Genomic DNA, 12,050 nt, shown 5'->3' on the forward strand with positions numbered 1-12,050 from the left:
ATTCGTCCCTCATTTCTTTAAAATCATTTGTGTTTAAATGGCATGCGGGAAAATGCTCCCGCATGCATTTTGATTAGTTTACTAGCAATACATAAACTTCCGATGTTGAACGTGCAATCGCTGTTACATGATCTGCCTTTTTAAGATCCGTAATGTCGATTACTTCGCCATCTTTAATAATCATTGCTTTTGATAAATCGAGCGAAAGCGAACCGAAACGGTAGCTCCAGTGGCCGTCTTTACTCCACTGGCTGCTGTTTACAACAGATATCTTTTTCGTATTGAAATTTATCGAATTTGCACGGCCTGTTAATGTTAACGTAGCCAGTTTTTCATTAGGCACAAAATGAATGCCCTCGATATGACCATCATTTACAAAGAAATATCCGTAATATGGGTTTGGTGAATTTGTGTAATTATCATATAAATCAAGATCCAGTTCCGGAATGACTTTAAATTGCTTAGACCCATCCAGTTCTGATGCGATTGTTGAATTACTGTAAGCAAATGATGCAATAGACTTGTCCGTGTTCCAGAAATGATTATCGAAACGTTGTAAATCCGATAATTCCACTTCATATGCATCTAAATCCGCTACATCAATTCGACCAAAGTACAGTTTATATTTTGATAGATTCGGTGCTAAATAAGCATCATTTGTAATGTTGACGATATGGGCATAATCACTCTTAGCCGCACCATCCGTTAATACAAATGCCGTTGTCGAAATCGGATTTTGAGCTAAATCAAGTGCAATAAGGCCTTCAGGTTCTACTAAACGGCCATTGCGTATTAAAATCGAACCGTTATGGTAATTTAATTTTAATGAATTTTTGAGCTGCAGCGTATTCACACCCAGATTGACACTCGTAATAGGTTGATAGAATGTACGCTCATTTTTAGCTAATACGATAATTTTTTCGATTACTTCTTTGCTGAACTGAGTTTTTGTTACAAAATAAAGCTCACTATTTTTATATTTTTTTAATTGGCTTTTGGAGATTTTTTTATTTCCTACGTAAATACTTGTATTGTTTGTAAAATTAAATGTTGCCTGTGTTTTCGTTCTTACTGTTCCAAAGCGCCAGTTTAGTAAAGGATGCGCATTTTTAACATTTAGCGAATTCTTGTTTGTGTTAACCGTATTTAAATCTGCTTTGTATAATTCTGTTACCATATTGGCTGTGCTCATAATTGTAATTTCGGCGATACGGGAAGTGTTGGCTGTTGCAAATTTCAAGCGGACACGGTCTCCCACATAAAGTGTGCTTAAATCTACAGATGAATTTCCTTTGAACACTTCCGTATTATTTGTCACTGTATAATTTTTAGTTGAAGAACCATCGATTTTCACACGGATCTGCAAACCGTTCGGATCAATTTGCGTCACAGCACCTGTTACTTGTTTGCTGTTTTCGATGATGGAACCGCCTTCTACATTAGTAGATCCACGCATTTCTGTAATTTTGCCTAAGTTTAATTTAATCGTGACACTCATGCCTGCTTTAAATCCTGCAATTGTTGTCAGCGTATTATTAATATAATACTTCTGCGTATTGGCAAGGTTAAATGTTGCGGTTTTCCCTGCGCTGTTTTTTAATGTGACACTTTTTAATGTCCGTGTGACATTCCCTTTCTTGTCTTCGGTTTCATTATAATTTGCTTTCATGAATGTATATGTATTCGATGCTTCAGCTTGCTGCCCTGTCGGTAATATCGCCAAAGCAAAAGTAATTGCCATTAATACGGAAATGATTTTTTTAAGCAATTTCTCCGCCTCCTTTTTCAGTAACTTTTCTTTTTCATCCATAGTAAATTTAAGAAAATATTTATATTTAATTCCAAATATAGTTACAGGACCTATTTAGTGTAACAAAATTGCCTACTATCGGCATTTGTTGTCGAAATTATTTATACGCAAATATCGGTTGTTTGACCTAATACGGAGTGTGACGTATCGATCACTTCGAGTGCTTGTTCCGCATTTCCATGCCGAAAACTCCATCGTTTTTTTGTCGTGGCCAATGAAACATCTCGCATCAATTCAGTATGGTTCATCAACATCGCTAAGCAGCTATCTCCAAATGTACACCTCCTATTTACCTTTATCGGCAAAATACTATGAATATCAAGTAATTATTATTATTTCTGAGAGTAAAATTGACAAAATAAAAAACAACCCCGAATATTACTTTCGAGGTTGCATTGTTTACATGCGTGATTCAATTTCGGCCCAAGCTTCTTCAAAACCAAGACCTTTTTCAGAAGAAAACACAATTAATGGATCTTGCTTTTCCATTTGTAATGTTTCGCGAACAATCTTTTTATGCTTATCCCATTTTCCTTTCGGAATTTTGTCAGCCTTAGTTGCGACAACAATTACCGGGATATTGTAATGCTTTAAAAAATCATACATCATGCAGTCATCTGAAGTTGGGTTATGACGAATATCTACAATTAAGACAACCGCTCTTAATTGTTCGCGGCTCATAAAGTACTGCTCAATCATTCTTCCCCATGCTGCACGTTCTGATTTTGAAACTTTTGCATAGCCGTATCCTGGTACGTCAACATAATAGAGCTGTTCTTCAATTTTATAGAAGTTCAGCTGTTGTGTTTTACCAGGTTTTGACGAAATACGCGCCATTGCTTTACGGCCAATCATACGATTGATAAACGAAGATTTGCCGACATTTGAACGACCCGCTAAAGCGAATTCAGGTAGCCCGTCTTCCGGGAACTGTTCTGGTCGGACAAAGCTGCCGATCATTTCTACGTTATGGACTTTCATTACTTATTAAAACCTCCATCTAGTGCGAGCGCAAGAACTTCTTCCGCTTGTGAAACTAGTTTAAATGTGAGTTGCTCACGAATTGTTTCAGGAATATCATCAATATCACGTTCATTGTCTTGCGGAATGATAATCGTCGTCAATCCTGCACGGTGGGCACTTAATGATTTCTCTTTTAAGCCGCCGATCGGCAGTACACGACCCCGTAATGTTACTTCTCCAGTCATACCAATTTCGCGTTTAATTGCTTTTCCAGTTATTGCAGACACAATGGCAGTCGTCATCGTAATACCTGCTGATGGACCATCTTTTGGTACTGCACCTTCCGGAACGTGGACATGAATATCGTGCTGATCGAAATAATCAGCATCCACGCCTAAATCGTTTGTTAATGTACGGACAAATGAAAGCGCAATTTGTGCGGATTCCTTCATTACATCGCCAAGCTTCCCTGTTAAAATTAATTTACCTTTACCAGGTGTTAATGAAACCTCGATCTGCAATGTATCTCCACCGACTGTCGTGTAGGCAAGTCCTGTAGCAACACCTACTTGGTTTTCCATTTCCGCCTGTCCATAGCGGAAGCGGTGTTTCCCTAGCATATCAACTAATACTTTAGAGTTGACCGTTACTTTTTTCTTTTCGCCGGATACGATCTTTTTCGCGGCTTTACGGCAAACAGTTGCAACTTGGCGCTCCAATCCACGAACACCGGCTTCACGTGTATAATAACGGATCAAATCCGTAATCGCTTCGTCTTTCATTGCCATTTGCGTTTTCTTCAAACCATGTTCCTTCATCTGTTTCGGAATCAGATGGTTCTTAGTAATTTCTACTTTTTCGAATTCAGTATAACCTGCGATATTAATGACTTCCATACGATCCAGTAATGGTGCCGGAATCGTGCTTAAATCATTAGCTGTTGCAATAAATAATACATCTTGCAAATTGTATGGCTCTTCAATGAAGTGATCACTGAATGTATTATTTTGTTCCGGGTCCAACACTTCAAGCATTGCAGCAGATGGGTCTCCACGGAAGTCATTTGACATTTTATCAATTTCATCAAGTAAAAATACAGGATTTGTTGTGCCCGCTTTTTTCATTCCTTGAATGATACGTCCCGGCATTGCACCGACATACGTACGACGGTGACCGCGAATTTCAGACTCGTCACGCACACCACCAAGTGAAACACGGACAAACTTACGGTCAAGGCTTTCTGCGATAGAACGCGCTAAACTCGTTTTACCTACGCCCGGAGGTCCGGCTAAACATAAGATCGGACCGCGTAATGAATTCATTAATTGACGTACTGATAAATATTCTAATACACGCTCTTTTACTTTTTCCAAGCCATCATGATCGCGGTTTAAAATTTCTTCCGCATAGGCAATATCAATACGGTCTTCCGTTTTTTCTGTCCAAGGGATTGAGACAAGCCATTCCAAATAGTTTCGAATGACCCCGCTCTCCGCACTAGCAGCAGGTAACTTCTCGTAGCGGTCCAGTTCTTTTAACGCAACTTTTTCTGTAGACTCCGGCATTCCGGCACTATCGATTTTTTTACGAAGTTCGGCAATTTCCCCCGTTTTTCCTTCGCGGTCACCAAGCTCTGTTTGGATTGCTTTCATTTGCTCACGCAGATAATATTCTTTCTGTGTGCGCTCCATAGCCTGCTTCACTTTTGTACTGATTTTTTTCTCGAGATTTAAAATCTCCTGCTCATCATGCAAACGAATCATCAAGTGGTCTAAACGCTTTTTAATGTTCGTAATATCGAGCACTTCTTGCTTTTCATTAATTTTGAAAGGTAAATGAGAAGCAATGACATCTGCCAGGCGGCCCGGTTCTTCAATATCAAGTACTGATTCGATCGTTTCAGTCGTGATTTTATTTGAAGATTTCGCGTATTTTTCGAAGTACGATAGCACCGTACGCATTAACGCTTCCGTTTCCGCATCTTTATGCAGCTCATCTTCAAATAGTTCCAAATCTGCAGTTGTAAATTTACCGGAATCTTCATAACGAACCATTTCCGCACGGTTTAAACCTTCAACCAGAATACGTAATGTTCCATTCGGAAGCTTTAGCATTTGTTTTACTTTGGCTAATGTCCCCATTTTATAAAGATCTGCTTTTCCCGGTGTGTCAACACGTAAATCTTTTTGTGTTACTAAAAAAATCGTGCTATCTTCAAGCATCGCATGTTCCAATGCAGCAATAGAACGTTCTCGGCCCACATCAATATGTAAAACCATCGTTGGGTATACAAGAAGTCCTCTTAACGGTAAAACTGGCATATTAGTTAATTTTTTTGTCACGCGGGTATTCACCTCCATCCAAATCATAAAAAAACCCGCAATATAAGTATGTGTTAGTTCGTTGTCAATTACGCCTAAGCGTAACTGTGTCCAGATTTTTCCGAGTTTATGTACTCCAAATGCTGGAGCACTTCATAAATAACGCTTCAAAACCTGTAAAATTCGGCAGAAATATCCGAAACTTTATGTATATACGTTTTGTTAGAAAAAGCTGACTTTGGACTTGCTTGAGAAGTCTAAGTCAGCTACATAGTTGTAAATCCATTCAGCTATAAATTAAGCAGAAGTTTTTTTGTTGTCGTCCTTTTTCAATTCAGAACCATCATCCAAAATTAATTTTGGATCTGCTTTATCACGAATTGTTTCAGCTGTAATGATACATTTTTTAATATCTTCACGTGAAGGCAATTCAAACATTACATCAAGCATTGTCGCTTCGATGATTGAACGAAGACCACGAGCACCAGTTTTGCGTTCGATTGCCAATTTAGCAATTTCAACAAGCGCTTCATCTTCAAACTCCAGTTCAACGTCATCCAGCTCCAACATTTTTTGGTATTGTTTTGCTAAAGCGTTTTTAGGTTCAGTTAAAATTTGTACTAATGCATCAACATTTAACTGCTCTAAAGTAGCCAATACCGGTAAACGTCCGATAAATTCCGGAATTAAACCGAATTTCAATAAGTCTTCAGGAATTAACTGAGACATAATTGAAGCATCTTCATCGATGCCTTTATTCTGAGTTGAAGCAAAACCAATCACTTTTTCGCCTTGACGACGTTTAATGATTGTTTCGATTCCATCGAATGCTCCACCTACGATAAACAGGATGTTTGATGTATCGATTTGTAGGAATTCCTGGTGTGGATGCTTACGTCCGCCTTGTGGAGGAACACTTGCCACTGTACCTTCTAAAATTTTCAGTAATGCCTGTTGTACACCTTCGCCTGATACGTCACGTGTAATTGAAGGATTTTCAGATTTACGTGCAACCTTGTCAATCTCATCAATATAAATGATACCCTTTTCTGCACGTTCTATATCATAATCTGCAGCCTGGATTAGTTTTAAAAGAATATTTTCAACGTCCTCACCAACATAACCTGCTTCAGTTAAGCTTGTCGCGTCAGCAATTGCGAATGGTACATTTAAAATACGCGCCAACGTTTGAGCAAGTAAAGTTTTACCGCTACCAGTTGGTCCGATTAATACGATATTCGATTTAGATAATTCTACATCGTCAATTTTTGAATTCGAATTAATACGTTTATAGTGATTATATACAGCAACTGCCAATGCTTTTTTTGCACGTTCTTGTCCGATTACATATTCACCTAAAATATTTAAAATCTCTTTAGGTTTTGGAATTTCATTGAACTCGATTTCCTCTTCGATCCCTAACTCTTCCACTACGATCTCTGAGCATAGTTCGATACATTCGTCACAAATATATACGCCTGGTCCTGCAACCAGTTTACGAACTTGTTCTTGTGGTTTACCACAAAAAGAGCATTTTAAATTGCCTTTTTCATCATTAAATTTAAACAATTTGGTTCACCCCTATTCAAGCAACAATCTTACAAGATTCTAGTTGTTTTATCAAATAAATTGATTGCGCGTTGTTACTAGCTTATTTTATGTCCTATTAAACTTTGCTGGCCGTTCAATAGTTAATGAAATTATATTGTAACTTTTTATCATTAAATATTCAAATGAACCAACTATTATATGTATGTATTCAAAGGTAGAAAACAAGGCACGGGTATACCGTACCTTGTCAAAATCTTATTTTATTCAATCCGTACTAGTTTTATCTTTATGTTAGACGGTAGCCCAGGAATAAAACCGGTACATGTCGTACTGATTCTTGCTTCACCATGGTCATGAATCAGTACAGGATCAAAATCGAACTCGATTATTCAAAACAAATAATTAGTTTGAAATTTTAGCGTTTTCAACTAGGAATTCAACTGTTTTTTGAGTGCGGATATCGTTCTCAAGAACTTGAGTTCCACCTAAAGCAGTTAAAATTTGGTCGTTTGACATACCGAATTGAGCAGCCATTTTTTCAACTTCTGCATTGATATCTTCTTCAGATACTTCGATATTTTCAGCTTGACCAATTGCTTCTAAAACTAAAGATACACGTACACGGTTTACAGCTTCTTCAGCCATTTGAGTGCGTAATGCTTCTTCGTTTTGACCTGAGAATTGGTAGTATAGATCTAAGTTCATACCTTGCATTTGTAAACGTTGGCCGAACTCTTGAACCATACGGTCAACTTCAGTGTTGATCATACCTTGTGGAATTTCAACTTCTGCATTAGCAGCAGCTTTTTCAACTAACTCGTCGCGTAAAGAAGCTTCTACGTCCGCTTCTTTGTTAGCTAAAGTAGTTTCTTTTAATTTAGTGCGTAAAGCTTCTACAGTTTCAACTTCTGGATCGATTTCTTTAGCGAACTCATCAGTTAAGTCTGGTAATACTTTTGTTTTAACTTCTTTAACTGTTACAACGAATTTCGCTTCTTTACCAGCTAATTCAGCAGCATGGTATTCTTCTGGGAAAGTAACTACTACATCTTTCGTTTCACCAGTTTTAGCACCTACTAATTGCTCTTCGAAACCTGGAATGAATGAACCAGAACCGATTTCTAATGCGTAGTCTTCACCTTTACCGCCTTCGAATGCTTCTTCGCCAACAAAACCTTCGAAATCGATTACAGCTGTATCGCCTTCAACGATTGCTTCATCTTCTTTAATTTCTAATTCAGCTTTTTTAGCTAATTGAGCGTCGATTAAAGATTGAACTTCTTCGTCTGTAACTTCAGCAGATTGTTTTGTTACTTCTAAACCTTTATATTCACCTAATTTAGGTTCTGGTTTCACAGTTACTGTAGCAGTGTATGTGAAGTCAGTACCTTTAGCAAAATTCTCAGTACCCGCGATTTCTGGGTAGTCAACTGGCTCAATGCCAGCTTCGTCTAAAGCAACTGGGTATGAAGAATTGATAACGATTTCTAAAGCGTCTTGGTAAAGAGCTTCTACACCGTACATTTTTTCAAATACGTTACGAGGCATTTTTCCTTTACGGAAACCTGGTACGTTAATTTGTTTTACTACTTTTTTGAAAGCTTGGTCTAAAGCTTTATCAACTTCTCCAGCTTCTACAGTAACTGTTAATAAACCTTCGTTACCTTCTTGTTTTTCCCATTTTACTGACATATATATTACCTCCAAAGTTAACATTCGTTTGATTAAACAAACTGTCATATATATTGTTTGACAACCATTTTAGTATAACATAGATGCTCAATGTTTCAACTTTTTTCACTACTCTTGCAAATCCGACATTTTTTCTATGTTTTGTAAAAAAGTAACTATTTTACCGTCCATTTCTCTGTCTTCACCGAACATTGTCTTCACATAATCGATATAGCCAGATGCAACTTCTTCACTGGAGTATCCGGCCCATTCAAACGGATAAAGGACGATTGCATGTTTGTCTATTAAGTGTAGCGCAAACTCTAATGTCGAAGGCTCCTGCGCTAATTGTTCCGCTATTTTTTCCGTGATTTCCTTATATTGAGGCAGCTTCGTAGGCAACAGAAAATTCACAGGATTTAATTCTTTCGACTGAGCGAACTTCGTTACGGTAACGGTTATATTGACTTCCTGTTCAACAAGCAGAATGAGCAATAAACTCTTTATAAACGGTTGAATTGCATCGTTTTCAATGACCGCTTTCAATTCATCTGAATACGGACGAATATTTCTTTCCGTAAGTTCATGAATCATTATCATTTGCTGTTGGGCGGACATTTTAAGAAATTCAGCTGCCGTGAATTCCTCCAGCTCGTCATCTTCAATAATAGGGGCTTGAAAATGGGATTCCTGATTTTCGGCAATATGGGCGTTCAGATTTTTTAAACGTTCGAATTTTTCCACTTCGTGATCAGGAATTAACTGTTCGTCAAACAATGATTCAATGATTTTTTCAACTTGTTTGAATTGGCGTAACTGCATGCAGATTGTCAGGTACAGTTCCATCACTTCAAAGTACATGTTAGGGCCTATTGCAAGCAGTTCCTCGCATACATGTTTTGCACGTTCGAAATTTTTTTCTTCATATAAAGAGTACGCAAATAGGCTAAGTGACATTTCATCTCCTTCACCCAGTAACAAGGCTTGCTCAAATAATTCGTTCGCTTCTTTAAAACGGTTATTTTCAGCCATATATTTCGCTTCATTAAATAACCGTTCCGTCATCCCCGGGAATAAAATCACTTTCCCCTGACTTTTATTTTTCTTATTTTCTTTCATCTAATCACTCCATCGGCGACAAAGTAATGCTGCTGCACTCTTTGTTCATTGCATTTATTTTAACGTTGTTTATACATTCCAACAATAAGTTCGCAGAAATTATAGTTATATACAATTTATTACTCGAATGCGTAATTTAATCCGAAGTCGTAACCCTTTTTCCTCAATGTTCCCGTTCTTCCTTGGAAATAACCTGATTTATCGATAATAGCAGCAAAATGAATGTTATTCTGACCTTGGAAAAAGTCGTTCCGGTTGCATTGACCGACCAGTGCGGTATACTAAGCGCTATAAATATTTTACATGATAAATATAATTACACTAATTGAAAGAAGGATATATAATATGAAATTCGGATTTATCGGCCTTGGAAACATGGCTGGCGCGATTATTCACGGCATGATTACAAGCGGGCAGTTTAATGCTGAAGATGTATACGGGATGAATCGGAGCCGTGAAAAAACCGATGACCTTGTACATAAGTATGGCATCCATGCAGCCGATTCGATTGAGCAATTAATGAATCAAGCAGATGTTATCGTCATCGCTGTAAAACCTCAAATGTTTGAAGATGTTTTGCCTGCAATTAAACAACATCTGAAAAGTAATCATATAGTCATTTCAATCGCTGCCGGGAAATCACTCGATTATTTACATGAGGAACTTGGAAGCGAAACTTCTATTTTCCGCGTGATGCCGAATATCAATGCAACAATCGGCGCATCCACAAGCTGTTATTCAACGCAGAAAGCTAGTGCTGCTCAAAAATCAATTGTCGAGAAACTTTTTGCTACAGTTGGAACAATTGTCGAGCTTCCAGAAAATCTGTTTTCAATCTTTACTACAATCGGTTGTGCATCCCCTGCCTTCACTTACCTTTATATTGACTCGTTGGCACGTGCGGCAGTTCGTGAAGGGATGCCTAAAGATATGGCACTTCAAATCGCAGCAAGCTCTGTATTAGGCAGTGCGCAAATGGTATTAGAATCCGATTCTCACCCATGGGCATTAATCGATCAAGTATGTTCACCTGGAGGAACGACAATTCAAGGTGTTACTTCCCTCCAAGTCAATCACTTTGAAAGTACAATTTACGAAGCCGTTGATGCCGTTACGAATCGTGATACATTCTTGCAAAAACAAACAGTTAAATAAAAATGTCAGCCCAGTGAATTTGATTTTTCACTGGGCATTTTCTTTATAAGACAAAAATAATAATAATTTATGTTTTTACTTTCTCTAAATTCTTCAAAAAAAATATCAGAACATAATTGCTAACTACCGTACTATTCTATATAATCAATCTTGTTTCAAAATTGAAACCAAAAAATTATAGATTTGGAGCGTGACAAGAAATTGGGTAAAGCATTGATTATTGGAGCTGGCGGAGTAGCTAGCGTTGTCGTACATAAATGTGTACAAAACTCAGAAGTATTCGAAGAGATTATGATCGCAAGTCGAACAAAATCAAAATGTGATGCTTTAAAAGAAAAATTAGATGGTGGAAAAACGATTATTCACACAGCACAAGTGGATGCGGACAACACTGAGGAACTAATTGACCTAATCAATGGATTTAATCCAGATGTGGTGATCAATGTAGCTTTACCATATCAAGACTTAACTATTATGGATGCATGTTTAGCAACGAAGACTCACTATGTAGATACAGCAAACTACGAGCCTTTAGATACTGCTAAATTCGAATATAAATGGCAATGGGCGTATAAAGAGCGTTTTGAAGAAGCAGGGATTACTGCGCTTCTAGGTTCAGGTTTTGACCCAGGTGTAACAGGCGTATTCACAGCGCATGCACAAAAGCATCATTTCGATGAAATTCATTACATCGATATCGTTGATGCAAACGGTGGAGACCACGGACTTCCATTCGCAACAAACTTCAACCCTGAAATCAACATTCGCGAAATTACTGCGAACGGACGTTTCTGGAAAGATGGCGAGTGGGTTGAAACGGAGCCTTTAGAATATAAAACAGTATATAACTTACCGGAAATCGGTGAAAAAGATTGCTATCTTCTATACCATGAAGAATTGGAATCTTTAGCGAAAAACATTAAAGGTTTAAAGCAAATCCGCTTCTGGATGACGTTTGGTGAAAAATACTTAACACATTTAAACGTTCTTGAAAATGTAGGTATGACTTCAATTGAGCCAATCGAATTCCAAGGACAAATGATTCAGCCAATCCAGTTTTTAAAAGCTGTTTTACCGGACCCGGCTACATTAGGCCCTCTTACAAAAGGTAAAACAAACATCGGCTGTATCGTTCGCGGTATTAAAGACGGCAAAGAAAAAACTTACTATGTATACAATGTATGTGATCACCAAGAATGCTACAGAGAAGTTGGCTCACAGGCGATTTCTTACACAACTGGTGTACCGGCAATGATCGGCGCTATGCTTGTAATGAACGGCGAATGGCAAAAACCGGGTGTATGGAATGTAGAAGACTTCAATCCAGACCCATTCATGGATGCCTTAAATAAATGGGGATTACCATGGCACGAAACAGAAAACCCTGAACTAATCGACTTGGAATTCACTTCTGCCGGAGAAAAAGCGTAATGGCAGAAATTAAAAATCAAAAAAAGCCG

Annotated in this window: 8 protein-coding genes; 2 read left to right on the forward strand and 6 right to left on the reverse strand. The window is 37.9% G+C overall.

The genetic code is table 11. The features are described from left to right. Window positions 1–73 precede the first annotated feature (73 nt). The 6 genes from MKX73_RS00465 to MKX73_RS00490 all read right to left on the reverse strand — a co-directional run bounded on the left by MKX73_RS00465 (window position 74) and on the right by MKX73_RS00490 (window position 9,435). Window positions 74–1,768 carry a phosphate ABC transporter ATPase gene (locus MKX73_RS00465; protein ID WP_340715838.1) on the reverse strand — a complete coding sequence of 565 codons (1,695 nt, stop codon included), beginning with the start codon at window positions 1,766–1,768 and terminating at the stop codon, window positions 74–76. Between the two features lie 441 nt (window positions 1,769–2,209). Continuing rightward, complete coding sequence (gene yihA, locus MKX73_RS00470; protein WP_339172233.1) at window positions 2,210–2,791, reverse strand: ribosome biogenesis GTP-binding protein YihA/YsxC; 582 nt, start codon at window positions 2,789–2,791, stop codon at window positions 2,210–2,212. Beyond that, a complete protein-coding gene (gene lon, locus MKX73_RS00475; protein ID WP_340718818.1) occupies window positions 2,791–5,133 on the reverse strand; it encodes an endopeptidase La in 2,343 nt (780 codons plus the stop codon). Before lon ends, yihA begins: the two co-directional genes overlap by 1 nt. 258 nt (window positions 5,134–5,391) lie before the next feature. Then, a complete protein-coding gene (clpX, locus tag MKX73_RS00480) occupies window positions 5,392–6,663 on the reverse strand; it encodes an ATP-dependent protease ATP-binding subunit ClpX (protein WP_079528094.1) in 1,272 nt (423 codons plus the stop codon). 384 nt (window positions 6,664–7,047) lie between these two features. Beyond that, window positions 7,048–8,337, reverse strand: a complete 1,290-nt coding sequence (gene tig / locus MKX73_RS00485) for a trigger factor (RefSeq protein ID WP_340715839.1) — start codon at window positions 8,335–8,337, stop codon at window positions 7,048–7,050. A 108-nt stretch (window positions 8,338–8,445) separates the two neighbouring features. Beyond that, entirely contained in the window at window positions 8,446–9,435 is a 990-nt protein-coding gene (locus tag MKX73_RS00490; RefSeq protein WP_340715840.1) for a DUF3196 family protein, read from the reverse strand. Window positions 9,436–9,780: 345 nt separating this feature from the next. Here MKX73_RS00490 and proC point away from each other — a divergent pair, with 345 nt between their 5' ends. Beyond that, on the forward strand, window positions 9,781–10,590 hold the full coding sequence (gene proC / locus MKX73_RS00495) for a pyrroline-5-carboxylate reductase (RefSeq protein ID WP_340715841.1): 810 nt from the start codon (window positions 9,781–9,783) through the stop codon (window positions 10,588–10,590). Window positions 10,591–10,791: 201 nt separating this feature from the next. Next, a complete protein-coding gene (locus tag MKX73_RS00500; protein WP_079528102.1) occupies window positions 10,792–12,021 on the forward strand; it encodes a saccharopine dehydrogenase family protein in 1,230 nt (409 codons plus the stop codon). Window positions 12,022–12,050: the final 29 nt, after the last annotated feature.

This window comes from Solibacillus sp. FSL W7-1436, from assembly GCF_038007305.1.
Taxonomy (GTDB): Bacteria; Bacillota; Bacilli; order Bacillales_A; family Planococcaceae; genus Solibacillus.

Excerpts from the sequence above, each read along its gene's own strand:
- tig (WP_340715839.1), bottom strand. The coding sequence starts at position 8,337 with ATGTCAGTAAAATGGGAAAAACAAGAAGGTAACGAAGGTTTATTAACA.
- yihA (WP_339172233.1), bottom strand. The coding sequence starts at position 2,791 with ATGAAAGTCCATAACGTAGAAATGATCGGCAGCTTTGTCCGACCAGAA.
- proC (WP_340715841.1), top strand. The coding sequence starts at position 9,781 with ATGAAATTCGGATTTATCGGCCTTGGAAACATGGCTGGCGCGATTATT.
- lon (WP_340718818.1), bottom strand. The coding sequence starts at position 5,133 with ATGGAGGTGAATACCCGCGTGACAAAAAAATTAACTAATATGCCAGTT.
- MKX73_RS00490 (WP_340715840.1), bottom strand. The coding sequence starts at position 9,435 with ATGAAAGAAAATAAGAAAAATAAAAGTCAGGGGAAAGTGATTTTATTC.